29 protein-coding genes and 1 tRNA gene are annotated in these 25,521 nt (G+C 57.9%); 25 read left to right on the top strand and 5 right to left on the bottom strand.

Annotated elements, in window-relative coordinates:
- Positions 1–975 precede the first annotated feature (975 nt).
- The 5 genes from APH41_RS17655 to APH41_RS28280 all read left to right on the top strand — a co-directional run bounded on the left by APH41_RS17655 (position 976) and on the right by APH41_RS28280 (position 4,112).
- On the top strand, positions 976–1,407 hold the full coding sequence (locus APH41_RS17655; RefSeq protein ID WP_054896837.1) for a hypothetical protein: 432 nt from the start codon (positions 976–978) through the stop codon (positions 1,405–1,407).
- A gap of 399 nt (positions 1,408–1,806) precedes the next feature.
- Positions 1,807–2,163, top strand: a complete 357-nt coding sequence (locus APH41_RS17650; RefSeq protein ID WP_054896836.1) for a hypothetical protein — start codon at positions 1,807–1,809, stop codon at positions 2,161–2,163.
- A gap of 234 nt (positions 2,164–2,397) precedes the next feature.
- A complete protein-coding gene (locus tag APH41_RS17645; protein WP_232241662.1) occupies positions 2,398–2,979 on the top strand; it encodes an imm11 family protein in 582 nt (193 codons plus the stop codon).
- Between the two features lie 105 nt (positions 2,980–3,084).
- Complete coding sequence (comJ, locus tag APH41_RS28285; RefSeq protein WP_072445731.1) at positions 3,085–3,558, top strand: competence protein ComJ; 474 nt, start codon at positions 3,085–3,087, stop codon at positions 3,556–3,558.
- 110 nt (positions 3,559–3,668) lie between these two features.
- Complete coding sequence (locus APH41_RS28280) at positions 3,669–4,112, top strand: hypothetical protein (RefSeq protein ID WP_072445732.1); 444 nt, start codon at positions 3,669–3,671, stop codon at positions 4,110–4,112.
- Between the two features lie 77 nt (positions 4,113–4,189).
- On the opposite strand, the gene APH41_RS17640 is transcribed toward APH41_RS28280, so the two are convergent.
- Positions 4,190–4,447, bottom strand: a complete 258-nt coding sequence (locus APH41_RS17640) for a hypothetical protein (protein WP_005783616.1) — start codon at positions 4,445–4,447, stop codon at positions 4,190–4,192.
- Between the two features lie 254 nt (positions 4,448–4,701).
- Between APH41_RS17640 and APH41_RS17635 the strand changes: the two genes are divergently transcribed.
- The 7 genes from APH41_RS17635 to APH41_RS17605 all read left to right on the top strand — a co-directional run bounded on the left by APH41_RS17635 (position 4,702) and on the right by APH41_RS17605 (position 11,056).
- Positions 4,702–5,394, top strand: a complete 693-nt coding sequence (locus APH41_RS17635) for a hypothetical protein (protein ID WP_054920389.1) — start codon at positions 4,702–4,704, stop codon at positions 5,392–5,394.
- A 761-nt stretch (positions 5,395–6,155) separates the two neighbouring features.
- A complete protein-coding gene (locus APH41_RS17630; protein WP_054920387.1) occupies positions 6,156–6,836 on the top strand; it encodes a CsgG/HfaB family protein in 681 nt (226 codons plus the stop codon).
- A 29-nt stretch (positions 6,837–6,865) separates the two neighbouring features.
- The gene (locus APH41_RS17625) at positions 6,866–7,228 is read left to right on the top strand and encodes a DUF4810 domain-containing protein (protein WP_005783622.1); all 363 of its coding nucleotides are present in this window, start codon (positions 6,866–6,868) and stop codon (positions 7,226–7,228) included.
- Positions 7,225–7,875: a DUF799 domain-containing protein gene (locus APH41_RS17620; protein ID WP_054920385.1), complete on the top strand. Its 651-nt coding sequence runs from the start codon at positions 7,225–7,227 to the stop codon at positions 7,873–7,875. Before APH41_RS17625 ends, APH41_RS17620 begins: the two co-directional genes overlap by 4 nt.
- A 201-nt stretch (positions 7,876–8,076) precedes the next feature.
- The gene (locus tag APH41_RS17615) at positions 8,077–9,705 is read left to right on the top strand and encodes a VWA domain-containing protein (protein WP_054920383.1); all 1,629 of its coding nucleotides are present in this window, start codon (positions 8,077–8,079) and stop codon (positions 9,703–9,705) included.
- Between the two features lie 194 nt (positions 9,706–9,899).
- Positions 9,900–10,472 carry an RNA polymerase sigma factor gene (locus APH41_RS17610; RefSeq protein WP_054920381.1) on the top strand — a complete coding sequence of 191 codons (573 nt, stop codon included), beginning with the start codon at positions 9,900–9,902 and terminating at the stop codon, positions 10,470–10,472.
- Positions 10,469–11,056 carry a hypothetical protein gene (locus APH41_RS17605; protein ID WP_054920378.1) on the top strand — a complete coding sequence of 196 codons (588 nt, stop codon included), beginning with the start codon at positions 10,469–10,471 and terminating at the stop codon, positions 11,054–11,056. Before APH41_RS17610 ends, APH41_RS17605 begins: the two co-directional genes overlap by 4 nt.
- A 48-nt stretch (positions 11,057–11,104) precedes the next feature.
- Here APH41_RS17605 and APH41_RS17600 read toward each other — a convergent pair whose 3' ends face one another.
- Positions 11,105–12,136 carry an SDR family oxidoreductase gene (locus tag APH41_RS17600; RefSeq protein ID WP_054920376.1) on the bottom strand — a complete coding sequence of 344 codons (1,032 nt, stop codon included), beginning with the start codon at positions 12,134–12,136 and terminating at the stop codon, positions 11,105–11,107.
- Positions 12,137–12,252: 116 nt separating this feature from the next.
- On the opposite strand from APH41_RS17600, the gene APH41_RS17595 reads away from it, so the two are divergent.
- Positions 12,253–13,152, top strand: coding sequence for a LysR family transcriptional regulator (locus APH41_RS17595; RefSeq protein WP_054920373.1), 900 nt, complete (start codon positions 12,253–12,255; stop codon positions 13,150–13,152).
- A gap of 252 nt (positions 13,153–13,404) precedes the next feature.
- On the opposite strand, the gene APH41_RS17590 is transcribed toward APH41_RS17595, so the two are convergent.
- A complete protein-coding gene (locus APH41_RS17590) occupies positions 13,405–14,625 on the bottom strand; it encodes an alginate lyase family protein (protein ID WP_054896827.1) in 1,221 nt (406 codons plus the stop codon).
- A 113-nt stretch (positions 14,626–14,738) separates the two neighbouring features.
- Positions 14,739–15,551 (bottom strand): MipA/OmpV family protein, encoded by an 813-nt coding sequence (locus APH41_RS17585; RefSeq protein ID WP_054896826.1) that lies wholly within the window; start codon positions 15,549–15,551, stop codon positions 14,739–14,741.
- Positions 15,552–15,769: 218 nt separating this feature from the next.
- Here APH41_RS17585 and APH41_RS17580 point away from each other — a divergent pair, with 218 nt between their 5' ends.
- Positions 15,770–16,459 carry a response regulator gene (locus tag APH41_RS17580; RefSeq protein WP_003187519.1) on the top strand — a complete coding sequence of 230 codons (690 nt, stop codon included), beginning with the start codon at positions 15,770–15,772 and terminating at the stop codon, positions 16,457–16,459.
- Positions 16,460–16,464: 5 nt separating this feature from the next.
- Positions 16,465–17,640, top strand: coding sequence for a cell wall metabolism sensor histidine kinase WalK (locus APH41_RS17575; protein ID WP_054920370.1), 1,176 nt, complete (start codon positions 16,465–16,467; stop codon positions 17,638–17,640).
- Between the two features lie 207 nt (positions 17,641–17,847).
- On the opposite strand, the gene APH41_RS17570 is transcribed toward APH41_RS17575, so the two are convergent.
- A tRNA-Arg gene (locus APH41_RS17570) sits at positions 17,848–17,924 on the bottom strand.
- 196 nt (positions 17,925–18,120) lie between these two features.
- Here APH41_RS17570 and APH41_RS17565 point away from each other — a divergent pair.
- The 10 genes from APH41_RS17565 to gabT all read left to right on the top strand — a co-directional run bounded on the left by APH41_RS17565 (position 18,121) and on the right by gabT (position 25,416).
- Positions 18,121–18,837 (top strand): Crp/Fnr family transcriptional regulator, encoded by a 717-nt coding sequence (locus APH41_RS17565; RefSeq protein WP_034125442.1) that lies wholly within the window; start codon positions 18,121–18,123, stop codon positions 18,835–18,837.
- An 87-nt stretch (positions 18,838–18,924) separates the two neighbouring features.
- The gene (locus APH41_RS17560; RefSeq protein WP_177333576.1) at positions 18,925–19,467 is read left to right on the top strand and encodes an RNA polymerase sigma factor; all 543 of its coding nucleotides are present in this window, start codon (positions 18,925–18,927) and stop codon (positions 19,465–19,467) included.
- 103 nt (positions 19,468–19,570) lie between these two features.
- The gene (locus APH41_RS17555) at positions 19,571–19,798 is read left to right on the top strand and encodes a RebB family R body protein (RefSeq protein ID WP_003187543.1); all 228 of its coding nucleotides are present in this window, start codon (positions 19,571–19,573) and stop codon (positions 19,796–19,798) included.
- An 18-nt stretch (positions 19,799–19,816) separates the two neighbouring features.
- Positions 19,817–20,389 (top strand): hypothetical protein, encoded by a 573-nt coding sequence (locus APH41_RS17550; protein WP_054920366.1) that lies wholly within the window; start codon positions 19,817–19,819, stop codon positions 20,387–20,389.
- 82 nt (positions 20,390–20,471) lie between these two features.
- On the top strand, positions 20,472–21,098 hold the full coding sequence (locus APH41_RS17545) for a hypothetical protein (RefSeq protein WP_034125445.1): 627 nt from the start codon (positions 20,472–20,474) through the stop codon (positions 21,096–21,098).
- Between the two features lie 40 nt (positions 21,099–21,138).
- A complete protein-coding gene (locus APH41_RS17540) occupies positions 21,139–21,462 on the top strand; it encodes a hypothetical protein (RefSeq protein WP_054920364.1) in 324 nt (107 codons plus the stop codon).
- 80 nt (positions 21,463–21,542) lie between these two features.
- Positions 21,543–21,857, top strand: a complete 315-nt coding sequence (locus APH41_RS17535; RefSeq protein ID WP_003187550.1) for a RebB family R body protein — start codon at positions 21,543–21,545, stop codon at positions 21,855–21,857.
- A gap of 50 nt (positions 21,858–21,907) precedes the next feature.
- Positions 21,908–22,222 (top strand): RebB family R body protein, encoded by a 315-nt coding sequence (locus APH41_RS17530; RefSeq protein WP_003187551.1) that lies wholly within the window; start codon positions 21,908–21,910, stop codon positions 22,220–22,222.
- A 296-nt stretch (positions 22,223–22,518) separates the two neighbouring features.
- Positions 22,519–23,961 (top strand): NADP-dependent succinate-semialdehyde dehydrogenase, encoded by a 1,443-nt coding sequence (gene gabD, locus APH41_RS17525; protein ID WP_003187552.1) that lies wholly within the window; start codon positions 22,519–22,521, stop codon positions 23,959–23,961.
- 177 nt (positions 23,962–24,138) lie between these two features.
- The gene (gene gabT / locus APH41_RS17520) at positions 24,139–25,416 is read left to right on the top strand and encodes a 4-aminobutyrate--2-oxoglutarate transaminase (protein WP_014716416.1); all 1,278 of its coding nucleotides are present in this window, start codon (positions 24,139–24,141) and stop codon (positions 25,414–25,416) included.
- Positions 25,417–25,521: the final 105 nt, after the last annotated feature.

Here is a 25,521-nt window from a genome sequence, read left to right as displayed (position 1 = left end):
CAGTAAAAGGGGACAGATTTATTTTAATTCGAGATGGCGGTAAAGCCCTATTAAATAAATCTGTCCCCTTTTGTTCGTGCCGCCTGCTCTGCTTGTAAATTATGGAGCACTGTACGATAAGTACCGCCCAGCAATTGAGTCGGAGAAAAAGCGTGAAAATTAATAAATGGCTTTTAGTAGTATTATTGTCGGCCTTGGCTGGCTGCGCACCTTCCCATTCCAATTGGGAAAATGGAATGAATCTATGGGTAGGTACTCATTTCGATTCCCACCTTTACAAAGACTGCACTCGAGGATGTGGCGACTCATATTGGTCGCCTGTAAATAAAAATAAGACCTTTGATAAGGTTGTTGATGAAAACGGAGGCAGGCGGTATTACATAACTTGGATTAGGGATTGCCGATATTCGGTTTTTGTCGCTGCGGATCGGCTAATAAAGTCATGGAGATACGAAACTTCTAACGTAAAAGGATGTTATGTCGTTTAACTGCTGTTTTAAGGGTAAAGAAAAGAGAGAAAAGGGGGCGGATTTATTTAAATTAGAGTTTAAAGGTGCATTAAATAAATCAGTCCCCTTTTGTTGAGAAGAACGAATTAGTATGGTTTCCAATTTCGGTGAGCTGCAGAAAACCGTGAGTTTGATAGGCGCTAAGTTGGGAGCGCCTAAGTCTATGCTGTTGGTTAGAGAGAGCTCCCCCGAAGATGGTACTCCTCACGTGGAGTTTAAAAGTGAGGGTTTTGAATATGTCTCCTCAGAAAGAGGTTATGAGAAAGGGGACAGATTTATTTAAATTAGAGTTGAAAAGCATATTAAATAAATCTGTCCCCTTTTGTTATGTTCAGGGTTCGCCACTTACTGTGCCACTGCCTGATACACGGCATTTGGATGCGCATATGCCAGGAGGGTTTAGATATAATCCAGGCGGTCCAGGGTCGGCTCTCCCGGCATACCCTCCAAAAAAAGGAGCTGAATAATGCATTCCGTACCGCTAGAACATGAGAAGCAAAAGTTGATTTTCTACGTGGCTCAAGACTTAGATCAGTCTATTAGATCTAATGTGCAGCAGCTCGTGAATGAGCTCGCTGCGTCAAGAATATGGAGCATTGCCCCGCCAACCTTTATTGACGCGATAGACGAAGGGGGCGCGGAAGTGGTGGGTGGAATGTTGGAGATTTATTCAGCACTGCAACCGAATATACTGTCTGTTGATATGGATTCAAAAAATCTAGATGAAGTGGAAGAAATAGTCTGTGCCGTAAAAAAGTTATCGGAAAAGGAAGATATTTCCTTTGAGTTTCAGTTGGATACAACTTTTGTCGGCGCCATTGATGATGGTGTTGTTGATCGAGTCTTGTTGGAGGGACTGCTCGTGCCGTGGCGAAATCATATAAATGGAAAAAGTTGAGTCGGTGCCAGAGCGGAGATGAATAAAAAAGTGAGAAAAGGGAAAGGCTTATTTAGAATTAGAGTTGAAAAACGTATTAAATAAATATGTCCCATTTTTCACATTTTCACGGAGAGAAAACGTGAAAAAAATTAGCGTAATAATGGTAGTTGTATTTCTGATTGTGGGTTGCGCGCCGTCACGGTCTGCGTGGGTATCCAGTAAAGATGGATGGGTAGGTACCACCTTTTAATCTCACGAGAAAAGGGGACAGATTTATTTAATATTAGAGTTTAAAGGCGCATTAAATAAATCTGTCCCCTTTTGCAGTGATCCTCATGGTAAGCAGTACTTTAGCCCCGCGACTACTTTTGAAAAGAATTTTTCAGGTTATGTTGTTGTTCCAAAGGATGCTCTGAAATGAAATTAAGCATTAAGTTTCCCGAGAATTTGTTAACCCACAGCCTGCTCGAGCAAAGGCTGATTCCTTGCATTTGCAAAATTGCAACGGAGTTTGAAATTGAATTTTTGGACCCTTTGCCAGAAGCTGCAGGAACCGTTCTGGAGTGGGATCGTGCAGAACTTGAAAAAAGAGCGATAGGTGGGGTAGGTGGGCAATACTCTCACTATGCACACGGTCGGGTGTCGTTAAAAAAAGTTGATATTGATATCTACCAAATATTGGATCTTGAAATGTTTTATAGGCTTTTTGGATGGTGCAGCATCTTGGAAGATGGTAACTATGCGCCGCCGGGGCAGTTATGGGATGATGAATAAGTTGAAGAAAAGGGGACTGAAGAAAAGGGACAAGAAAAGAGGGCAGATTTATCTAGACTAGAGTTTAAAGGCTGTCTAGTCCTGAAGCAGGTGTAAACCTATTTCAGGACTAGACAGTCCCCTTTTTTCGTTGATTCGTGACAAAAATATTGGAAGGGATTAAGTCAGAAGCAGTAATCGTGGGTAGTGAAGTTAATAAATGGCTTACGAGGGACTGAAATGAGATATTACTTAATGCGACAAGATGTAACTGTCTGCGATAGGTGGGTGCTCGGAGATGTACATCATGTAGATAACTGGCATTTCAGTGATCCTCCAGTTAATTTTATGGAGCCAGGCACATATACCCTCGATGTAAGGTTCGACGGTAAAGAAGTTGATTATTCCCTCGCTGGATACGCCAGTATTCCTGTTTTAAGCGAGAGGGCAAAAAATTCGCTCGCCGGTTTGCCAGAGACAGACGAACTTTATCAGCATGTCGTTTTTGAGCCGGTGAAGATAAACAATAAAGTGGTTTGCCAGAGCTATTTTTTGATGATTATTGAAACGCAAATTGATTGCGTGGATGAAAAGCGCTCTCGCTATAAAAAGTTTGAGGTAGATGATCCTGTTAGGCCAGATATGGCCGGCAACTATCGTGCTTTCTACAATTTAGTGGTTGACCCGGGCAGGGTCGGATCAAGTCATATATTTAAACTTAAAAAATATTTGGGTGCGGTCATAGTAAGTGAAGAAGTGAAACGGCGATTTATGGCGGCTGGTGTTGTCGGCGTACTGTTTGATTCTGTTAATGGCGATCAAGAAACCGTTGCCTAGTTAGTCAGGTAGTTGTGAGGGCGGCGAATTTACTTAATTCGTGGTGGTAGTACAAAGGCTATTGAGTAAATCTGTCCCCTTTTGTTGAATTAAGGTGGTGGGCTAATGGCTGGGTTTAGAGAAAGTATATATTTGTCTTATTCGCAATTTTGCGTGTTTTTAAGCTCGCTTGATCAGCCGTATAATGATTGGAGTGATCGTAGTTATGCGCAAGGATTTGCGTGGAGGTTAGGAAGTGCCTCTTTTAGAGCTTTGATCGACGAAGGGGATCATATAATTAGCGTTTTCATTAACGAGCAAGTGCCCGCTATTAGCGCAGACGTGGTTCGGGCTCTTAAAGTTCCCTTCACGGTGAAAGATAGAAATGTTGAGCTTGGTAGTATTTCGAGTACGGTTCCTCTAGAACTGCCTGAAGGAGATTATTCTCTTCAGGTCGAATTTATAAGACCCTCCTCAAGTGGAGCGTATGAAATAAATGTCCATTTGAATTTAGGGGGCTGCGATTTTGAGGTGTTGAGAGCAGACGCCGAAATTGACGAGCAAGGTGAGTTTGATATCGATGCGGTTCCAGCAGGATAAAAATTCGGAGAAATGGGTAGAAAAGGGACAGATTTATTTAAATTAGAATTGAGAGCCTATTAAGTAATTCTGTCCCCTTTTGTTGTATTTAATTACATAGGGGGCGATTTGTGTCGGACAAACAAGTATATGAGCTAACGATTGATGATCTTGATAGCTATAGCGTTTGGTTTTTTCCGATGGACGAAACAGTGGAGGATGAGTCAACTGTACGCCCCCTCGCCGAACAGGAAACGTGCTCAGATTTTCAGATTATCGTTCTAACTGATTTTCTTGGTGAAAGTGGCGCTGTGTATCGCGGTTATTTATATTGGGACTCCAATGCCGCAATTGAATACGTAAAGCCTGTTATATTGTCTGATAAGGGAGACGCAGTAAGTTTTTGGAGCGGTATAGTCACTCCAACGTGGGAAAGTTCGGAGTTTGCCTGTTCGATTAGAACCGAGCTGCCTATTTCTTATGCCTCAGAATCGGTTTTCGGTCTTCCTTCCATTTGCGGAAAGCTGGAGGGACTTTATTATCTTTCGGATGATCAGGTTTGCTGCGTGAAATGACGAAAAAAGTGGACCGGTTTATTAAGTTGAATTGCTCACGCATAAAGGGGGCGACACTAAGGCCGCCCGATTTTCACTCAGGACGGATCGGCATTCAGCCTGCGACTGATGACATCCAGCAAGTCACACCCATCGCGCAGCGGAATGGCCAGCAAATGGGCGAAGTCTGAAAGCACGACGGCATCGCTGCTGAGTTGTTCGCGGAAGGCCAGGTTTTCCAGCAGTTGGGTGACGGCCCGAATGCGGTGCACGGCGGCGTCGTGAAGGACGTCGAGAGGTGCCTGGGTGTCGATGATCAGGGCTGGGACGGTGCAGTCGTGGCCGGTTAGGGGAATGTATCGATTCATCATTAAGCTCTCTGGATTATTGAGGGCTCGTTCTTCGGGTCGCCAAACCCGGTCGCTTTTTGAGCGACGGCCGGACTATAAGCCGCACCACCAAGCCCGCGCAAGGCATCAAAATGCCGCTGCTTCGGAGCGTGTACGCAGCTACTAACGTCTTGCCACCCATTGCCGACATACTGCTCACGAACAAACGCACTACGACTATGCAAATCTGAAAGCCTCACCCCAAACATTAAAGGACCAATGTGAAAAACCTCCTCCTCATTCTCCTCACCACCCTCATCCTCGGCGGCTGCGTCAGCCACCCCCTCACTCCCGAAAACCGCGCGCAGATCAAGACCGTCAAAGTCCTGCCCGTGAAGTGGGAAAAGAACATGGTGTACTTCGGCCGCGAACAGGCCTGGGGCGCGGCCCTGGGTGCCGGGGTTGGCGCGGGTGTTGGCATGGCCAGCGGGGCGTCCAAGGTGGGTACTGCGGCGTTGAGTGGTGCCGGGTTTGCCGGCGGCATGAAGCTTGGGCAGTTGGCCGAGATGCCGACGCCGGTGGCTATTCTGACGGTGATGGAGGCGGAAAAACTCGATGTTGGCGTGTTGCTCAAGCAGGGCTTTGTCGATGAGTTGGGTAAGACGTCGACGCTCAAGGTGGTCGGCGACGATGAGCCGGCTGATGCGCAGATTCAGCTGACCGTGTCCGAGTGGGGCTTTCGCCTGACCCAGGGTTTCAGCAGTGTGATTTATCCGACCCTTAACGTGTTAGCGCAGATGGATCGCGGCGATGAGATGATCTGGCGCACCTTTGAAGCGGTCACGCCGTTTAATGGTCAGAACGTTTATGGCTATACGCCGTTAACCTACCGCACGGACCCGGAAGCTTTGCGCCGGGCGTTGACCGGGATTACGCAGATTTCTGCGCAGTACCTGGTGAAGGAGCTCAAGTAGGGCTGTGCGAAGGCAGGCTGCTGTTGGTGGGCGGGCTTGGACTAATACCAGTCAGGGTTAAACGCAGTTCCCCTGTGGGAGCGGGCTTGCCCGCGAAGGCGGTGTGTCAGTCGCTGCATCTGTTGCTGCACTACCGCTTTCGCAGGCAAGCCAGCTCCCACATTGGATCTTCGTTGCTTTGGGCATTGCGTTCGTTTAATTGATCGGCATTGGGCTTGCCCGCGAAGGCGGTGTGTCAGTCGCTTCATCTGTTGCTGCACTACCGCTTTCGCAGGCAAGCCAGCTCCCACATTGGATCTTCGTTGCTTTGGGCATTGCGTTCGTTTAATTGATCGGCATTGGGCTTGCCCGCGAAGGCGGTGTGTCAGTCGCTGCATCTGTTGCTGCACTATCGCTTTCGCAGGCAAGCCAGCTCCCACATTGGATCTTCGTTGCTTTGGGCATTGCGTTCGTTTAATTGATCGGCATTGGGCTTGCCCGCGAAGGCGGTGTGTCAGTCGCTGCATCTGTTGCTGCACTATCGCTTTCGCAGGCAAGCCAGCTCCCACATTTGATCTTTGTTGCTTTGAGTATTGCGGTCGGCAGTAGGGTAAGCCACCCACCTATGGCCGAAACAACTTGAGAACCGCTCTCAACCCCGTAAAATGCCGCAGCCGTTGTATCACCGTCTTTCAGGGAAGAATCCAGGCCAGTGCGTTTTCAGGCTGCCTTTCTCCTTGGAAAACCCAGCAACGCTGATTTCCTCACCCAAGGAGCACCCTGTGAAGACACTGTCCAAAATCCTGCTGTCGGGCCTCACCGCCGCGGCGCTGTTGACCGTGGCCGGTTGTGCCACCGAGAGCAACCGCGCGATGCCGGTGGAGCAAGTCGCCAGCGCCCACCTGGCCTATTCCGGCGTGCGTGTGCCGATTGCCGTGGGTAAGTTCGATAACCGCTCCAGCTACATGCGCGGCATCTTCTCCGATGGCGTTGACCGTCTCGGCGGCCAGGCCAAGACCATCCTTATCACCCACTTGCAGCAGACCAACCGCTTCAGCGTGCTGGACCGCGACAACATGGGCGAGATCTCCCAGGAAGCCAAAATCAAAGGCACCGTGCAGAAGCTCAAGGGCGCTGACTATGTGGTGACTGGCGATGTGACCGAGTTCGGCCGCAAAGAGACCGGCGACCGCCAGCTGTTCGGCATCCTCGGCCGTGGCAAGACCCAAGTGGCCTACGCCAAAGTTGCGTTGAATATCGTCAACATCAATACCTCCGAAGTGGTGTATTCCACCCAGGGCGCCGGTGAGTACGCGCTGTCCAACCGTGAAGTGATCGGCTTCGGCGGCACCGCCAGCTATGACTCCACCCTCAATGGCAAGGTGCTGGACCTGGCCATGCGCGAAGCGATCAACCGCCTGGTCGACGGCATCAACGCTGGCGCCTGGAACCCGCGTAACTGATCAGCCACACCACAAGGAGCAGTACACGGATGAGCAAGGCAGTGAAGTTAGCGCTGACGCTGGCAGCAATCGCGACGGTAGCCGGGTGCCAAACGGCGCCCCAGCCCCTGTATCAATGGGAAAGCTACCAGCCGCAGGTTTACGAGTACTTCAAGGGCGAGCCCAAGGAAGCGCAGGTGGAAGCACTGGAGCGCGATCTGCAGAAGATCAACGCCAGTGGCCGCAAGGCGCCGCCGGGTTACCACGCGCACCTGGGCATGCTGTACATGAACATGGGCAAGGATGACCAGATGGTGCAGGAGTTTCGCACCGAGAAGGCGCTGTTCCCTGAGTCTGCTGCGTACATGGACTTTCTGTTGAAAAACGCCAAAGCCGGAGTCGCCACCAAATGAGCCTGTTAAAACTCACCGGCGCCTTGCTGGCCCTGGCGTTGCTCGGCGGTTGCGCCGCGCCCAAGACGGTTGATTATTCGGCGTACAAACAGGCGCGGCCCAAGTCGATCCTGGTATTGCCGCCGATCAACGAATCGCCGGAAGTGCAGGCGTCCTACAGCCTGGTGTCGCAAGTCACCTACCCGCTGGCCGAAGCCGGCTACTACGTGTTGCCGATTGCCCTGGTGGACGAAACCTTCCGCCAGAACGGCCTGACCACCGCCAACGATATCCAGGCCGTACAACCGGCCAAGCTGCATGACATCTTTGGCGCGGACGCGGCGCTTTACATCACCATCAGCGAGTACGGCACCCAGTACATGCTGATCTCCAGCGACACCTCGGTGACGGCCTCGGCCAAACTGGTGGACCTGCGCACCGGCGGCACCCTGTGGACCGGTTCGGCGCGGGCGTCGAGCGAAGAAGGCAACAACAACGGTGGCGGCCTGGTGGGCATGTTGATCACGGCTGCGGTCAAGCAGGTGATCAACAGCTCTACCGATGCGGCGCATCCGATTGCCGGTATCACCAGCGCACGGTTGCTGTCGGCGGGGCAGCGCACCGGGATTTTGTACGGCCCGCGTAACCCGAAATACGGCACGGACTAAGAGAACACCGCCATACAACTGTGGGAGCTGGCTTGCCTGCGATAGCGGTGGGCCAGTGCTGGAAAGGCTGCCTGACACACCGCTATCGCAGGCAAGCCAGCTCCCACATTGATCGACGTGAATTTCGAGGGTTTAACCCGAACCCAACCTACCTCGCGTCTGACCTTGTGAACGGCTCATTCATTCACGAGGTTCAGCCCCATGTCCCGCCCTCTGCTTTACCTGCGTCCCGCTGCCCAAGGCTTCACCGTTACCCTGCTGGTGGCGCTGGCTGGGTGTGGGCTGTCATCGTCCCCCGAAGTCTCCAAACCGGTTGAACCGGCGCCTCTCGCCGAGCTGCACAGCGCGCCGATCCAGAATGCAGTGGTCAAACGCATGGCCATGCCGGCACCGATGGCGGTGCGTGAAATGGCGATGATGAATGACCGCAGCGAACCCCGAGAGCAATACGCCAACCTGCCCGACAACCCTGTGCACCGCGTTACCGAAACCCCCGTCTCCACCTTCAGCGTGGATGTCGACACCGGCAGCTACGCCAACGTAAGGCGCTTCCTCAACCAAGGCCGCCTGCCGCCCGAAGGCGCGGTTCGGTTGGAGGAAATGGTCAATTACTTTCCCTATGACTACGCACTGCCCACCGACGGCTCACCCTTTGGCGTCACCACCGAAGTGGCCGCCACATCGTGGAACCCGCGCACAAAACTGCTGCGCATTGGCATCAAGGCCTCCGATAAAACCGTGGCCGAACTGGCGCCCGCCAATCTGGTTTTCCTGGTGGACGTGTCCGGCTCCATGGACCGCCGCGAAGGCTTGCCGTTGGTCAAAAGCACGCTGAAGTTACTGGTGGATCAACTGCGTGATCAGGACCGTGTGTCACTGGTGGTCTATGCCGGTGAATCCCGCGTGGTGCTCAAGCCCACCTCGGGCAGTGAAAAAGCCAAGATCCGCAACGCCATCGACCAACTCACCGCCGGCGGCTCCACCGCAGGCGCGTCGGGCATCGAGTTGGCCTACCAGATGGCCCGCGAAGGCTTTATCGACCAGGGCATCAACCGCATCCTGCTGGCCACCGACGGCGACTTCAACGTGGGCATCAGCGACTTCGACAGCCTCAAGCAGATGGCCGTGGCCCAGCGCAAAAGCGGCGTATCGCTGACCACCCTCGGCTTTGGCGTGGACAACTACAACGAACACCTGATGGAACAACTGGCCGACGCGGGCGACGGTAACTACGCCTACATCGACAACCTGCGCGAAGCACGCAAGGTGCTGGTAGAGCAACTCAGTTCCACCCTGGCCGTGGTGGCGCGGGATGTGAAACTGCAGGTGGAGTTCAACCCGGCCCAGGTCAGCGAATACCGCCTGCTGGGCTATGAAAACCGCGCCCTGAAGCGTGAGGATTTCAACAACGACAAGGTCGATGCCGGTGAGATTGGCGCAGGGCATACGGTGACCGCGCTGTATGAAATCGTGCCCAAGGGCGAGAAGGGCTGGTTGGAGCCTTTGCGCTATGCCGCTGCGCCTGCGGAGGCAAGCCAATCCGCGGAGCTTGCGATGCTACGGGTGCGCTACAAGCCCGCTGCGGGCGGCAATAGCCAATTGATCGAACGCCCCATCGCCAACCAAACCACCCCGGCCAGCGATGATTTGCGCTTCGCGTCTGCCGTGGCCGCCTTCGCCCAACAGCTCAAGGGCGATGGCCGCTACACTGGCACCATGAGCTTGCAAGACACCGCCAAACTGGCGCGCTCGGCCCGCGGCGATGACCCGTTCGGGCTGCGCAACGAATTCGTGCAACTGGTGGAGTTGGCCCAAAGCCTCAAGCCCTGATCTCGCTCACAACCGAGATCAAATGTGGGAGGGGGCTTGCTGCTAAAGCTTTTTGTAGGAGCGAGCTTGCTCGCGAAAAACTCACAGGCACCGCGTTTATCCAGGAAGCACCCGTTATCGTTGACGTTCTTCGCGAGCAAGCTCGCTCCTACAGTAATCCTGCTTCGGCTGACAAAAAGGAGTTCGCCCACTACATGGCCGTTCCAGATGACTCACCCAGCGACGAATCGCTGCTGGCCCGCTACCGAACCGGTGACGCTGCCGCCTTCGAAGCCTTGTACACGCGCCATCGCCAGGGCCTGTACTTCTTCCTCGTGTCCCTATGCAACAAAGCCGAACTGGCCGAAGAAATCTACCAGGACACCTGGCTCAGCCTGATCCGCAGCACCACCCAGCCACAAGGCCGGGCGAGTTTTCGCACCTGGTTGTTCCAGATCGCCCGCAACCGCCTGATCGACCACTGGCGCAAGCACGGCATCCACAACCCCCTGCACGACAGCTACGATGAACAGCTCCACGCCCAGGCCGATGACAGCGACGGCCCCGAGCAACAACTGACCCTCAGCCGCGACCAGGCGCGCCTCGACGCGGCCCTGCAAGCGTTGCCCGAAGACCAGCGCGAAGTGTTTCTGCTACGCCTGCACGGCGAGCTCGAAGTACCGCAAATCGCCACCCTCACCGGCGCCCCGCTGGAAACCGTAAAAAGCCGCTTGCGCTACGCCCTGCAAAAATTGCGGCGCCTGCTGGCCGAGGAGGTACCCGTATGACTGACTCCCGACACACCCCAGACGACGCGCTGCTCCAGCACTATCGTCAACACAGCACGGGCGAGCCGCCCGCGTCCCTCGACGCCTTCATCCTCAACGCTGCCCGTCGCGAAGCCCCGCAGCCGCAACCCAGCCTGTGGCAACGCTGGCTGCAAGCCTGCCAACGCCCGCGCTGGCAAATGGCATTTGCCACCGTCGCCGGGTTGGCACTGATGATCGGCGTGGTCATGCGCTCCCCCGTGCCGCAACCCGAAATCTCCACCGCGACATTCTCTGCGCCGCACCACGAAGAAGCCGCCCAGCCAGCGCCGCAAGCCTTCTCCGCCCCCGCGCCAATGGCCCGGATGGCGATAGCGCCACGGGTTGAAAGTGCGCCTGCTCAAGCCGAAAGCGCAGTGGCGGATCAGCCAGCGCTGAAACTCAGCAAACGGGCGCTGCCTACGTTGGAAGCAGGTCTGCAGGAAATTGTGAACCTGCGTCGAGCGGGTGAAACCAGGGCCGCGGATGAAAAACTGCTGGCGCTGTACCAACGCTTTCCCGAGGAGGACTTGCCGGCACGGCTAGAGGCGTTGAAACAGCATTGAACCTGCCGCCACGAACCAGCCCCAGGCCTGTCGACCTGGGGCTTTTTATTACAACCCGCCGTAGGCCCGGGACCACGCCACCGTGTCCGTGAGGGTCTGCTCCAGGACGCGAAAGCTCAACCCCAGTTCCTCTTCACTTTTGCGGTGGTCAAAGCGGGTACGGTGCTCCTCGCGTATCAACAGCCGCAACGTCGCCATGCTCAGCAAGATGGGCTTGCCGGTCAGGTAGGCGTAGGCCTCTTGCATCGCTGCCAACAGGTACAGCGCGGGCAGCGGCAGTTGGCGGGAGGGCACCTTGACCCCGGCAATACGCCCCAGCGCCGGAATCAGCTGGCGCATGGTCAAGTTGCGACCGGCCGCGAGATAACGCTCGCCCCGTCGCCCGCTTTGGGCAGCAGCAATGTGCGCCCAGGCCACATCGCGGACATCGACCAGCGAAAAGGTGCCAGGAATCAGCCCCGGCAACTTACCGTTGATCACGTCCCGGACCAACTGCCCCGAAGACGTCGGCCCACGGTCACCCGGCCCCCACATCCAACCGGGCAAAACCATGCAGGCGTACATCTGCGGATGGCTTTCAAGAAACCTCAACACCTCCCGCTCAGCCAGGATCTTGCTGCGGTAGTAGTCGTCCGCATCGGCTTCGACCCGCAGGCACGTCTCGTCGATCGGCGTACCGGGGGCACCGTCGAGCACGGCAATCGACGAGGTGTGCACAAACCGTCGCACACCGGCGTCATAGGCCTGTTGCAGCAGGGCTCGGGTACCGACGACATTGATCTTCTCCAGTTCCTCCCAATGGCTGCCGCCCTTGTAGTTATCCCGAAAAAACGCCGCGCAGTGAAACACCGTATCGCAGCCTTGCAACGCCGCCGCGAAGGCATCCACATCCGCCATGTCCCCCACCACCTGCTCCACGCCCGGCACATCGCCGAACTGCTGCGCGCCCTTGGCCGCCGAGCGCACCAGCGCCTTCACCGCATAACCCCGTGCGACCAGCTCCCGTACCAGGTTATTGCCCAGCAAGCCGGTGGCACCGGTCACAAAGGTGCTGCGCAAGCGATTGGGGTTCGTGTTCATACAGGCCATTCCATTTGTTGAGAAGGCCAGTAGATATACCGGTCAGCCCGCGCCGTAAAAACAGCGCCTACGGCATAATGGCTTTGCACATCTGCACACCAGGGAAGCGCGGAGATATGGCATTGCAGGCAAATTGGGACGATCTTCGACTGCTGCTGGCAGTCTCACGGCGCGGCAGCTTTTTACAGGCAGGCCAATTACTGGGTATCGCGGCCTCTACCGTCTCCCGCCGCCTCACCCAACTGGAAACCGCCCTGGGCGAACCACTGGTGGAACGCGGCGTGGAAGGCTGCCGGCTCACCTCCCGAGGCCAAGCCCTGGTGGACGTCGCCCTGGCAGCCGAATCCGGCCTGCGACGCCAGGCCCCCGCCGACGGCACGCCAGCAACCCTCAGCGGCACCGTGCTGGTGAGCGCCGGCGAAGGCTTTTCTGCCAGCGTGCTTGAGGCCGCCAGCCGCTTCACCTCCCAGCACCCAGGCTGTTCCGTAGAACTACAGGTCACCACCGACTTTCACAAAATCGTACGAGGCGTTGCCGACATCGCCATACGCACCGCACACCTGGGCGAACCTTCCCTGATCTACCGAGGGCTCGGCAAACTCGCTTACGGCGTATTCGCAACTGCTGAATACCTGCAACGGTTTCCTGCGCTAACGCCAGCTACCGCCGCCAGTATCGCCTTGCTGCCGCCGCTGGATCTGCTGCCGCAAATGCGCGCTGCGAAAGCTGCGGGGGTGGACCGTGCGCCGATCAGGGTGAGTTCGTTTGCGGTGCAGCTTGAATCGGTGAAGCGGGGGATGGGGGTGGCGGTGTTGCCGCGTATTTTGGCGACGGGGTTGAGTGAGGTTTTTCAGGAGATAGAACTGCCGGCGATGGAGGTTTATTTGGTTACGCGGCCACAGGCGTTGAGGCAGGGGCATATTCAGGGGTTTTTTGGGGTGTTGGAGGGGGTGTTGCGCGGTGAAATTTCAAGCCTGGAAAAGCAGCATTCCGGGAATTCATCAAGGCCTTCGTAATACTCAACCCATCGGGATGTAGGCGCTTAGCCACTCGTAGCAACATCGAGTTGCGCGTGCAAGTGGCTCACAAAAAAGCCCCGGGTCTAAAGACCTCGGGTGTTTCATTCATATCTGGCTCCACACTTCTGCGGCGATGGTGCTGGCGTCCTTTGACATTTCCAACACACCAATGCGTTCTTGCCATTCCTCGAATTTGACAGGTAGAAAGGACGCATTTGTAATGCGCAGCGCAGCTTCGGTGATATACCTCTAAGGCATTAACTGCATCTCCGACAAACCGTATTCCCCCAACGAATACAGCAACGTCCCATACCCCAGCTGGACGTAGCCAACCCTGTCAGCACCATAATCCCCGCCACCACCTTCCACTTGGACGTTATTTGCCATGGCCTGCACATTCGGTGCGCTGAGGCCCTTTCGCACGGCGTAGTGGTTGTAGAGCAGTTCCCATATCGGACGGGTTTCGCCGCGATGATCGGCCGAGATGACGGTCTGTTTGAAGCTGCTGTTGGGGATGGGGGTAAACGGCACCTCCTGGCCAAGGTTGTACTTGGCCACATACTCGGCGCCCTGCAGCACGCGGTTGTTCTGGTAGCCGAACAGGTCGTTGCCCTGGCTCCAGGCCATTTGGCAGAAACTGCCGAGCAGGGCTATGTCGAGCATTGCGTGTGACTGATCACGTCCGCTTTCCTGGACTTGACCAAGGCCATCGCCGTAGAGCTTCCACACCGCGTGGGCGATGGCGCCGTTACCGGTGCCGTGCTTGAAGTAGTCGACGGCCTCGTTGTAGAGATCGCGGCGGTCGGTCAGTACGCCGATGGCCAGCATCGAGTTCATGTTGGCTAGGTCCCAGCTGGCCCCATGATGATCAGGCCGGGCGCCGTCGTGGTTCACCAGGAAGTCATGATTGATGGGGTAGAACACAGTGAGCATCATGCCTTGAAAACGCTGGAAATCTTCCGCCCGCCACTTTGGGTAGCTGCGCAGCAGTTCGGCCGCGTTGGCCAGTTGGTAGCCGTACAAGCCTGCCACCAAAGCTCTGCCGGGCTTGTCTTTGATCGCGGTGAGGGTCAAGGCCCACTGGTTCAAAATACTCACGGCCTTGTCGGCATACGCCGGGTTGTTGGAGATCTGCCAGCGCAGGGCCAGTGCATACGCGGCGGCTGCGTCGTTGAACAGAACACTGTCGTTATTCGGGCCGCCTGAAGTGGGGTACACCACCGGCATCGGGTTGGGCTGCCAGGCTAATGAGGCATGGGGGTTGGCGATCAGCTTCTGCCAGCCGGCCAGCCACGGCTGGTTATAGTTGGCCAGCTTCTCGCGTATCCGCGTGAAGTCCTCCCGGGTCTGGAGCAGGCCAGGATGCACGAACGCTTCGGTATGCAGGGTGGGGGAGGCTTGACTGCCGATACTCATCAATAGCGCATAGAGCAGCACGGCTCTTTTGGACAGGTACTTCAAACGGATCATCGTGTGTACGCCCTGATGGGGAGAACCTTGCGCGGTCTGAAAAGCCATTCGCACAGGACTGGAATCTGCCCCAGGGATAGTTCAGATGAAGCCTGCATACCCGGGGCTTGTTGTCAGAACGTGTAGTTGATTGCAAACAGACCCAAGCCTGCGGTTTCGCGCCTTACCAGCGGGCTGTCGCTGGCCTGGTCAGCGTATTGAGTCAGCGTCAGGCTGGCCAGCGTTGACCAGTGCGCGTCGAAGGTGTGCTGCCAGTTCAAGGCAGCGGAGTAGGCATAGATCCCGGCGTCGGCGGTGTACTTGCTGTAGATCGAGCGTTGGCTCTGAGCCTGGGTGACGCCGAAGAACGTCTGGTTGTAGCGGCTATCGCCGGCATGGGCGTCGATGGCCAGGCTCAGGGTGTCGCGGTCTGTGTGCAACAAGATGCCTTCCAGGCCAAAGCGGTAACGGTTGCCTCGGTGCTCGCCGGCCATGCGCAGTTCGGCTTCGCCGTTGACCGACAGCCAGTCAAGCAGTTGTTGGCTGAGGGTAAAGTCGGCGACGGTTGCGCCGTTGATATCGCCCATACCTCTGAGCTCGTCGCCGCCCGGGCTGGTGATGCTGTCCTTCTCTTTGCGGCCCAGGTCGTAATTGATCGCTGCGCTGGCGCTAAAACCACTGTCGGATTGAAATTGCAGGCCCACGCCGCGAGTGGTGTCGGCGAACAACGCTCCGTGCTGGATGCTGAGCATCGGCAGTACGAGCGGACGGTAGCGGTCAGCACCCATGTAGCGAGGCGTGACACCCATGCCAAGGCCCAGGGTAACGGTGGTTTCTTCGGCTGTCGGGCTGGCGTCGGTCGCCTGAGCCTGGGGCGCGAGCGCGCAGCACAGCAGCGTGACGGCGCCCAACAGAACGTTGTGGGTAGGGGAGGTGGTGAAGTTCATGGTCAAGCCCTATGTGCAAAAGAAGACAGCAGTGCGCCCGCCGACGCGCGACACAACACCTCCCTCTGATCGAGCTGTTCAGGCCCGTTGATAGGCTTGGACAGCGATGCAGTGGTCGGCATAGGATCGGCTCGCGAAAGCGGGCGTAGGGCAATACTGGCAGCGCACTTTCAATAAACCGTTCGTAAATTATCAAGGTTTCATCAAGAGGCTTCTTTGTGTCAGGAAAACGTATCCTCATCGTCGAAGACGACGCCGACAGCGCCAACATTCTCGAAGCCTACTTGCTCCGGGATGGCTATGAGGTGGCCCTGGCCGAAGACGGCCAGCGCGGTCTGGACCTGTACAAAAGCTGGCAGCCCGACCTGATCCTGCTCGACGTGATGCTTCCGCGCTTGAGCGGCACCGAGGTGTTATCCGCCGTGCGCCGTAGCAGTGACACGCCGGTCATCATGGTCACGGCCATGGGCGACGAACCGGAAAAACTCGGTGCCTTGCGTTATGGCGCGGACGACTATGTGGTCAAGCCTTACAGCCCGCGCGAAGTGGTGGCGCGGGTGCACGCGGTGTTGCGGCGCACCACCGGCAACCAACCGGTCGAACACCTGCTGCGCCATGAAAACCTGCGGGTGGATCTTGTTGCGTTTACCGCGGCCATTGAGCAGGGCGAAGCACCACCGCAATGGCTGGACCTGACCCCAACGGAATTTAAGCTGCTGGTGACGTTGCTCAAGACGCCGTCCAAGGCCTTCACTCGTGATGAGTTGCTGGAAATCTGCCTACCGGAAAGCGAAGCCCTGGCCCGCGTCGTCGACACCCACGTGCACAACCTGCGCCGCAAGCTGGAAAACCACGGCATCACCGGCGTTCTGGTCACGGTGCGCTCCATTGGCTATCGATTCAGGTAACGCACATGCTTGAGCAACCGCGGGTCAACGACAAACCCATGTGGCGCTGGATCGGCCTGCGCATGAGCCTGCTGGCGATCGGCGCGGTGGTGGTGATCTCGGTGTGCATGTGGATCAACGTCACACTGTCGGACTGGTATTTTGTGCAGCATCTGCCGCCTGGGCCGCGTGAGGAGCTGCTGGCGTTGCGCGCCGAGCCAGAGCTCAATGAGGCACGCTTGCGTCAAGTGGTTGCCCAGTACTATCCGCTGGACTATTTCCAGCCGGCTATTGCCAATCGCGACTGGCTGATACTGATCGGCCTGGTGCTGGCCGCGATCCCTATCATCATTGGCTTCGGCCTGTGGTTTTCGCGGCCCTTGTCCAGCCAGTTCTCGGCAATTGCCCAGGGCGCCCGGCGAGTCGCCGGCGGTGATTTCCTGACTCGCCTGCCGGTGCACCGCGACGCGCCCGACGAGCTGCAACGGCTGGTCAGCGACTTCAACAGCATGACCACGCAACTGGAGCGCTATGAGCGCGATGTGCGTGAATCCAGCGCGGTCATTGCCCACGAACTGCGCACACCCTTGAACGCCGCCATGGGGCGCGTGCAGGGTATGCTCGATGAGGTATTCCCCAGCGATGCCATGCAGTTGGGCATGGTCAAGCGTCAGCTCGATCAACTCAGAAAGCTGGTGGATGATTTGCACCTGTTGTCGATGGCTCGTGCTGGCCGGCTGGTGCTGGAGCGCAGCGAGTTTTCTCTGGTAGCTCTGGTGGCGGAGCGGTTGGCGTGGTTCCAGCCGCAGTTGGATGAGGCTTGCGTGCTGACGCAGGTCAGTATTGCTGATGGGCTTCGTATGCATGCCGATCGTGATCGCCTGGGCCAGGTGATCAACATTCTGGTCGATAACTTGCTGCGTTATGCGGCCGGGGGAGGCGAGTTGAATGTAACGGCGCGCCGGGTTCACGGTTCGGTGGTGATTGAAGTCGGTGACCGAGGGCCAGGTATCGAAGCCCAGCATCTGGACAGCGTGTTCGACCGCTTCTGGCGTGCAGAGCGCTCCAGGGCACGTTACTCGGGGGGGAGCGGGCTAGGCTTGTCCATCGCCCGTGCGATCTGCCAGGCCCATGGCGGTACCATTACTGCCCGTAATCTGGTCGAAGGCGGTACGCTGATCAGGGCGGAGGTTCCTGTGTAGGCGTTTCTTCTTTGCTTGAGACCGGCGCTCAAGGCGGTGAAATCGTAATGATCGTAGAGCTGGAAAACTGCTTGGGAAAAAGGGGGGGAGAAAAGGGGATTTATTTTCACCTCTACTATCCCGACGCGACTCAACACTCTCTCACCACCCACCAAACGCACAAAAAAGCCCCAGATCTCCCGACCTGAGGCTTTTTCATTTCATATCTGGTGCACCCGGCGGGATTCGAACCCACGACCCCTGCCTTCGGAGGGCAGTACTCTATCCAGCTGAGCTACGGATGCTTGTGCGGGCGACATCATACCCATGTCGACCTGATGCGTCCATTCCGGCATTTGCCCCGCCCCCTGTCGTCCATTTCCGACAAAAAATGGCTAATCGCCACCCTCATTCACAACTCCCCGCGCCGCACGTCCCTTTGTTTGCTTTGCTCTTGTGGCTTTAACCCCGCTTCCACGCCGCAATTCCTCAGGTGAACGCATGCATTCCAAAGGAACCGTGATGCTCGATCTCCCGCTCAGACAAACCCTGCTGGCTCGCTCCGATTTGTTTCGAGGTATGCCGGAGCATCTCTTGCGCTACGTGGCCACCCATATGGTGGAGCGCACGCTGGATGATCGTGAGCTTTTGTATTTCAAGGATGACACCCTCGAATTCATTGCGTTGGTGGTGGAGGGCCGGATTTATTCGGTGGTGCATGGGCCGGATGGGCGCGAGCAGATTATCGGCAGTACTGGGGCCGGGCAGGTGGTGGGGGAGACGGCGTTGATCAAGGATCATGGGCGCGAGTCTTCTACCTTTGCCAGCGGGCCCACGCGGTTGTTGCAGTTGGGTAGCCGGCATTTTGGTGTGCTGTTTGAGGAGCCGGCGTTTCTGCGGCGTTTGTTGATGTTGATGATGCTGAGGTTGCTGCACGCCATCGAGTTGCTGGAGTTGGTGTGCCTGCATCGGCTGGAGTCGCGGTTGGCGCGGTTTTTATTGGCGAACCTGGGCGAGATCGACCTGGCGTTGGCCTTGCCCAGTGTGTCGTTGCCCGCAAGCCAAGGGGTGTTGGCGTCGATGCTGAATACCAGTCGCCCCAAGTTGAATGTGCAGCTGCAAGTGTGGCGGCGCAGTGGCGTGATCAGCGGCGATCTGGAGCGCATGGTGATCAACGATGTCGAGCATTTGCGGCGCAAGGCTTTTGCGCTGAATTAGTTGTGGCGGTGTTCCCCAGGTAACAGCGTGCCCCCGTCGAGCCCTCGCAGACTGGCCCTTCATCAAGGATGCACAGGAGTGCTGGCGATGGCGATGACTGTTCAGTTCAAGGATCAATGGGCCGCCGATGACCGTTTGTTCGAAGCGAGTTGGCGCGCTGTGCACGGCGAGCTCAGGCGCCGGGCGTTGCGGAGGGCCAAGGGCGATCTGGATCAGGGCCAGGAGTGGTTGGCGGCCACGGCGATCAAGGCCCTGTTGTTTTTTCGGCGTTCGCCGGAGCGCATTCGCGACCCTGAGGGGTTTCTGTTTCTGGTGCTCGATCATGTGTTTCTCGACAGCGTGCGGCGCAGCAAGCGCGAGGGGCGGCTGTTCGATGATTCGGTGGACCTTGAACACGATCACCTGGCCGCGCTCGCCGCGCCCTGCGCTTCGGTGCTGGAGCGGGTGGAATGTTATGAGCGCCTGGAGCAGATCGAGGCGCACGTCGCACGGTTACCGCTGTTGCAGCAGCGCTTGTTCGAGATGCGTTTTGTCGATGACCTGCCTTACCCGCAAATCGCTGCCGCGCTGCACGTGAAGCTGCCGCTGGTGCGCAAGCGTGTGCAACTGCTGCGCAGTGCCTTGCGCTGATGGTGATTCACAGATGTTGGCGTGGGGCGTTCTAGTGGTATGAGCGCAGCACGCCGCCGCTATCCACGCCCAAACCTGGGTGAATGCCATCAAGGAGAGATGTATGACAGAGGTCAACAGCCAGATCACCGACGCGGTCACTCAAACCAACGTCAAGGTGGTGGCAGAGGCGCCAGCCCAGGCCATCGCGTCGCTGTACCAGGTGGCCAGCAGCGCGGCGGGCCTGTCGTTGCAGAACGCGGTCAACAGCCAGCAGGCGATGAATCAGATTTCCAACGCGGTGATCTCCAAGGCCGTGGCGCTGATCATGCAGATTGGCGAGAAGGGCTGAGCCCTCGGGAGATTGATTATGTCGTGGTTCAGTCGCAAGAAACCCGCCGCCTCCCAAGCAACGCCCGCCGCCGACCCTCCGGCGACAGCGCCCCCTGCACCGGCCTCGCGCTCGATCATGGCGCGCATGAACGAGCACCTGCTCAACCAGGTGAGCGCGCCGTCATCCGACAGTACGGCGGCGCTCAATAGCCAGATCGTGCAGGCGGTGCAGTTCACCAACGCGCAGAACTTTGCCTATGCGCCGGCGCAGATCGCGGTGCCGGCCGACATGATGATCAGCCAGGCGGCCGGGCTAGTGGCGCAAGCGGCGGCGGGGTACTTCGATGGGGTCAGCAAGATCGCGTTGGCGGCCCAGGCCGTGCTGCTCCAGCAAATGACCGAGAACATCGTCAAGGACAACCTGCCGGCCGCTGCCGAAGACGCCTTGGGCGCCTTGGCCACCGACCTGCTGGTAGGCGCCGCTGCCGCCGTGGCTGCCGCTGCCGGTGCGATGGAAGCCGAAGCCGCCAGCGTGGCCATCGACAAGATCGACCAGAGCATCGCCAAGTACGCCGACACCTTGGCCAACCGGGCCGCGCCAGCGGCCTGAACCGAGCACAGCGCTTCGGCGTTCTGCTGGGGCGGTGCAACAGCAACTTGAAAGCAACTTTTCTTGAGTGAGGAGCGACATCATGGACGTTGGAGATCTTATTTTTTCGGTGAAGCAAGAAGATGACAGTACGACGCGGGCTTTCATCAAAGCCGGTCAGTTGGTCAAAGCCAAGGTGTTCTCACAGGACACGACGTATCTGAATGTGGTCCACCCGGCAATTGCGGTGAGCAAGACCATGGTGATCGAAAGCGTCGGCACTGGCCTGGCGTTGACTGACGTGAGCCTGGAAAAACCCCCTCGCACCGCCATGGTGTTTTCCTGCCGTGACACTGAGCTGGGGTTTGCGGCGGCGCTGGCGGCCAAGCAGTTTTATTTCGACAAGCTCGGCGATGAAATCGACGGCAGTTATAGCGCGTGGAACGCGATGCTTTCTGCATTCAAGAACTGGAAGGCCAACGACACTCTGCAGGCTCGGATCAATGAGTCGATAGCGATAGGCAGCGGTTCCTTTTGCTCACAATTCGCGGCCAACGCTTATGAGGTCGGCAACCTCTACAACGCGGCCAATCTGGTTCCGCCACCGCCGGCCATTTTCAATCGGCAACCCTCAGCGATGACACCGGCAGAGCTCGCGACGTTCTGTGCTGCGTCGCCGCGTTTTTTCTTTGCCGGTTTCTGGGAAGACGGCAGAGAGGTGCGGCTTTAGCGGCCCTTTTGCAGGCGACGTAAAACCCAAGGAGATCGACATGGCACCCCCTTCCACACCCTCGGTCCTGTCCACCGACGACCGCCAACGGCTCGAAGCGATGCTGCGCAACCCGCAGATTTTCGCCGGAACGCCCCAGGCCATCGTCGACGAAACCCTCAAGCGCGCTACCGAAGTGCTTGCGCAATCGAAGGCCAACGAACAAGCGCTCAAGACCGCTTCCGAGCAACGTGAGGCGGCGCTACGCCAGGTGTTGGACGGCGCAGCTCCCGACCAGGATGCGCAACGCAAGGAAGTGCAGGCACTGATCCAAGGGTTGATCGCGCAGATTGAAGCGGCGCTGGGCCCCACTGCAAAACCTTGACCCTGCGTTTCACAGCGCCTGTTCCGCAACGTTCATTGATGAACACGGAATGCACCGTGTACTAAATAAGGAAATTGATCATGCCATTAGTCAACGAGCAAATTACCGACGCGGTCACCCAGACCAACGTCAAAGTGGTGGCCGAATCGCCTGCGATGGCGATGAGCACTATCTATCAATCCATGGCGCAGGCCACGGCGATTCTGTTCCAGAACGCGGTGTCGGCCCAGCAGCAGCAAAACACCCTGGCCCAGGCGGCCACCAACCAGGGCGTGATGCAGATCTACAGCGTCGATACCACCGCAGGTGCGGCGGCTACCGAGAAAGTCGCCCAGGGCGGCGTGTCGGATAACCTCACCAGCCTGTTGACCGTGCTCAAGTCTTTCCAGCCTTAAGCACTGAGCAATAACGGATGTTGTTCTTTCTCAACCCAGGAGTTTCAACCATGAGTACAGTCAGCCCGCAAATCACCGATGCCGTCACCCAGACCAACGTCAAGGTCGTTGCCGAATCACCCGCGATGGCCATGAGCACCATCTATCAATCCATGGGCCAGGCCACGGCGATCCTGTTCCAGAACTCGGTCTCGGCCCAACAGCAACAAAACACCCTGGCCCAGGCGGCCACCAACCAGGGCGTGATGCAGATCTACAGCGTCGACACCACCGCTGGCGCCGCCGCCACCGAAAAAGTCGCCCAGGGCGGCGTGGCCGACAACTTGACCAGCCTGTTGGCCGTGCTCAAGTCGTTCCAACCTTAAGCTGCAGAGCCCCCAGCAGCCCCGGCGCCCACCAGGCTCCGGGGCTGTTGTCGTGTGTGCGTTTGATCCGAAAGATGAACCGGATGCGCCATATTCGTTCTTTTTTTCGAACATCCTATTGCCCTGTACCCCCATTGATCCTAGGATTCGTTTGAGATTTCAAACGCTCTGTCTCCCGTGCGCTCTTTCATTTCTTCTGCGCGCTGGGGCTGATTTCCCTGACGGCAGCCCACAAGGCGCCTTTCAACAACTCTAATTCGCTCCGCGTGCGCGCGGTGCTGTTAAGGAAAGCCGACATGCAGCTCAAAGACACCCAGTTGTTCCGCCAGCAAGCCTTTATCGATGGCGCTTGGGTCGATGCGGACAATGGTCAAACCATCAAGGTCAACAACCCGGCCACGGGCGAGATTCTCGGCACCGTGCCGAAGATGGGCGCCGCGGAAACCCGCCGCGCCATCGAAGCCGCCGACAAGGCCCTGCCAGCCTGGCGTGCACTCACCGCCAAGGAGCGCGCCAACAAGCTGCGCCGCTGGTTCGAACTGCTGATCGAAAACCAGGACGACCTCGGCCGCCTGATGACCCTCGAACAAGGCAAGCCGCTGGCCGAGGCCAAGGGCGAAATCGTCTACGCCGCTTCCTTTATCGAGTGGTTCGCCGAAGAAGCCAAGCGCATCTATGGCGACGTGATCCCCGGCCACCAGCCCGACAAGCGCCTGATCGTGATCAAGCAGCCCATCGGCGTGACCGCAGCCATCACCCCGTGGAACTTCCCGGCGGCGATGATCACCCGCAAAGCCGGCCCGGCCCTGGCTGCCGGTTGCACCATGGTGATCAAGCCGGCCTCGCAAACCCCGTTCTCGGCCCTGGCCCTGGTTGAGCTGGCGCACCGCGCCGGTATCCCCAAAGGCGTGCTCAGCGTAGTCACCGGCAGTGCTGGCGACATCGGCGGCGAGCTGACCAGCAACCCCATTGTGCGTAAATTGTCCTTCACCGGCTCGACCGAAATTGGTCGCCAGCTGATGGCCGAATGCGCCAAGGACATCAAGAAAGTCTCCCTGGAGCTGGGCGGTAACGCACCGTTCATCGTGTTCGACGACGCTGACCTGGATAAGGCCGTCGAAGGCGCGATCATCTCCAAGTACCGCAACAACGGCCAGACCTGCGTCTGCGCCAACCGCCTGTACATCCAGGATTCGGTGTACGACGCCTTCGCTGAAAAGCTCAAGGTGGCGGTGACCAAATTGAAGATCGGTAACGGTCTGGAAGACGGCACCACCACCGGCCCGCTGATCGACGAAAAAGCCGTGGCCAAGGTGCAGGAACATATCGCTGATGCCCTGAGCAAAGGCGCCAAGCTGTTGGCCGGTGGCAAGGTCATGGAAGGCAACTTCTTCGAGCCGACCATCCTGGTCGACGTGCCGAAAAACGCCGCCGTCGCCAAGGAAGAAACCTTCGGCCCGCTGGCGCCACTGTTCCGCTTCAAAGACGAAGCCGAAGTGATCGCCATGTCCAACGACACCGAGTTCGGCCTGGCTTCCTACTTCTACGCCCGCGACCTGGGCCGTGTGTTCCGCGTGGCCGAGGCCCTGGAATACGGTATGGTCGGCGTCAACACCGGGTTGATCTCCAACGAAGTGGCGCCGTTCGGCGGCATCAAGGCCTCCGGCCTGGGCCGTGAAGGCTCCAAGTACGGGATCGAGGACTACCTGGAAATCAAATACCTCTGCCTGGGTATCTAAGGCACGGGATTGCAGTAAACGCAGAGGGCACGAGAGCGCTGCCCCTTTGCGTGTTTCACATGGTTATTCGCAGTGGCCGGGAAAGCTGTGGCAGTCGATCATCGCATGCTGCCGTAGTTGCCTCCCCGCCACCTATCCTTGAGCCACGCCGCCCGATGAGCGGCGAATGAGGACTTTATGAGCAAGACCAACGCATCCCTGATGAAACGCCGCGAAGCCGCTGTACCGCGCGGTGTTGGCCAGATTCACCCGATCTTCGCCGACTCCGCGAAGAACGCCACCGTGACCGACGTTGAAGGTCGCGAGTTCATCGACTTCGCCGGCGGTATCGCCGTGCTGAACACCGGCCACGTGCACCCGAAAATCATCGCGGCCGTAACCGAGCAACTCAACAAGCTGACCCACACCTGCTTCCAGGTATTGGCCTACGAGCCCTACGTAGAAGTGTGTGAGAAAGTCGCCGCCAAGGTGCCGGGTGATTTCGCCAAGAAAACCCTGCTGGTCACCACCGGTTCCGAAGCCGTGGAAAACGCCGTGAAGATCGCCCGCGCCGCCACGGGCCGTGCCGGTGTGATCGCCTTCACCGGCGCCTACCACGGCCGCACCATGATGACCCTGGGCCTCACCGGTAAGGTCGTGCCTTACTCGGCCGGCATGGGCTTGATGCCGGGCGGCGTGTTCCGTGCGCTGTACCCCAACGAACTGCACGGTGTGAGCGTCGACGACTCCATCGCCAGCATCGAGCGCATCTTCAAGAACGATGCCGAGCCGCGTGATATCGCCGCCATCATCATCGAGCCGGTGCAGGGCGAGGGCGGCTTCTACGTCGCGCCGAAAGCCTTCATGAAGCGCCTGCGCGAACTGTGCGACAAGCACGGCATCCTGCTGATCGCCGACGAAGTGCAAACCGGTGCCGGCCGTACCGGTACCTTCTTCGCCATGGAACAGATGGGCGTTGCCGCCGACCTGACCACCTTCGCCAAATCCATCGCGGGCGGCTTCCCGCTGGCCGGTGTGTGCGGCAAGGCCGAGTACATGGACGCCATCGCTCCAGGCGGCCTGGGCGGCACCTATGCCGGTAGCCCGATTGCCTGCGCAGCAGCCCTGGCCGTGATGGAAGTGTTCGAAGAAGAGCACCTGCTGGACCGCTGCAAGGCCGTGGGCGAGCGCCTGGTGACTGGTCTCAAGGCCATCCAGGCCAAGTACCCGGTGATCGGCGAAGTGCGTGCCCTGGGCGCGATGATCGCGGTCGAGCTGTTTGAAGACGGCGACACCCACAAGCCAAACGCTGCCGCTGTTGCCTCCGTGGTAGCCAAGGCACGTGACAAGGGCCTGATCCTGCTGTCCTGCGGCACCTACGGCAACGTGTTGCGCGTACTGGTGCCGCTCACCTCGCCGGACGAGCAGTTGGACAAAGGCCTGGCGATCATCGAAGAGTGCTTCTCCGAACTCTGACCAACCTTAGTCACTGTGGCGAGGGAGCTTGCTCCCGCTGGGGCGCGAAGCGGCCCCGCTCTTTGATTTGGGACTGCTGCGCAGTCCAGCGGGAGCAAGCTCCCT

Source organism: Pseudomonas sp. NBRC 111138, assembly GCF_001320835.1.
Lineage (GTDB): Bacteria > Pseudomonadota > Gammaproteobacteria > Pseudomonadales > Pseudomonadaceae > Aquipseudomonas > Aquipseudomonas paracarnis.
This window is presented reverse-complemented; position numbering and strand designations above follow the sequence as displayed.

Coding starts and splice junctions, on each gene's coding strand:
- gabD (WP_003187552.1), top strand. CDS start 22,519: ATGCAGCTCAAAGACACCCAGTTGTTCCGCCAGCAAGCCTTTATCGAT.
- APH41_RS17540 (WP_054920364.1), top strand. CDS start 21,139: ATGGCACCCCCTTCCACACCCTCGGTCCTGTCCACCGACGACCGCCAA.
- APH41_RS17555 (WP_003187543.1), top strand. CDS start 19,571: ATGACAGAGGTCAACAGCCAGATCACCGACGCGGTCACTCAAACCAAC.
- APH41_RS17595 (WP_054920373.1), top strand. CDS start 12,253: ATGGCATTGCAGGCAAATTGGGACGATCTTCGACTGCTGCTGGCAGTC.
- APH41_RS17620 (WP_054920385.1), top strand. CDS start 7,225: ATGAGCCTGTTAAAACTCACCGGCGCCTTGCTGGCCCTGGCGTTGCTC.
- APH41_RS17600 (WP_054920376.1), bottom strand. CDS start 12,136: ATGAACACGAACCCCAATCGCTTGCGCAGCACCTTTGTGACCGGTGCC.
- gabT (WP_014716416.1), top strand. CDS start 24,139: ATGAGCAAGACCAACGCATCCCTGATGAAACGCCGCGAAGCCGCTGTA.
- APH41_RS17575 (WP_054920370.1), top strand. CDS start 16,465: ATGCTTGAGCAACCGCGGGTCAACGACAAACCCATGTGGCGCTGGATC.
- APH41_RS17615 (WP_054920383.1), top strand. CDS start 8,077: ATGTCCCGCCCTCTGCTTTACCTGCGTCCCGCTGCCCAAGGCTTCACC.
- APH41_RS17625 (WP_005783622.1), top strand. CDS start 6,866: ATGAGCAAGGCAGTGAAGTTAGCGCTGACGCTGGCAGCAATCGCGACG.
- APH41_RS17605 (WP_054920378.1), top strand. CDS start 10,469: ATGACTGACTCCCGACACACCCCAGACGACGCGCTGCTCCAGCACTAT.
- APH41_RS17530 (WP_003187551.1), top strand. CDS start 21,908: ATGAGTACAGTCAGCCCGCAAATCACCGATGCCGTCACCCAGACCAAC.
- APH41_RS17560 (WP_177333576.1), top strand. CDS start 18,925: ATGGCGATGACTGTTCAGTTCAAGGATCAATGGGCCGCCGATGACCGT.
- APH41_RS17590 (WP_054896827.1), bottom strand. CDS start 14,625: ATGATCCGTTTGAAGTACCTGTCCAAAAGAGCCGTGCTGCTCTATGCG.
- APH41_RS17535 (WP_003187550.1), top strand. CDS start 21,543: ATGCCATTAGTCAACGAGCAAATTACCGACGCGGTCACCCAGACCAAC.
- APH41_RS17610 (WP_054920381.1), top strand. CDS start 9,900: ATGGCCGTTCCAGATGACTCACCCAGCGACGAATCGCTGCTGGCCCGC.
- APH41_RS17585 (WP_054896826.1), bottom strand. CDS start 15,551: ATGAACTTCACCACCTCCCCTACCCACAACGTTCTGTTGGGCGCCGTC.
- APH41_RS17545 (WP_034125445.1), top strand. CDS start 20,472: ATGGACGTTGGAGATCTTATTTTTTCGGTGAAGCAAGAAGATGACAGT.
- APH41_RS17655 (WP_054896837.1), top strand. CDS start 976: ATGCATTCCGTACCGCTAGAACATGAGAAGCAAAAGTTGATTTTCTAC.
- comJ (WP_072445731.1), top strand. CDS start 3,085: ATGGCTGGGTTTAGAGAAAGTATATATTTGTCTTATTCGCAATTTTGC.
- APH41_RS17550 (WP_054920366.1), top strand. CDS start 19,817: ATGTCGTGGTTCAGTCGCAAGAAACCCGCCGCCTCCCAAGCAACGCCC.
- APH41_RS17645 (WP_232241662.1), top strand. CDS start 2,398: ATGCGACAAGATGTAACTGTCTGCGATAGGTGGGTGCTCGGAGATGTA.
- APH41_RS17565 (WP_034125442.1), top strand. CDS start 18,121: ATGCATTCCAAAGGAACCGTGATGCTCGATCTCCCGCTCAGACAAACC.
- APH41_RS17650 (WP_054896836.1), top strand. CDS start 1,807: ATGAAATTAAGCATTAAGTTTCCCGAGAATTTGTTAACCCACAGCCTG.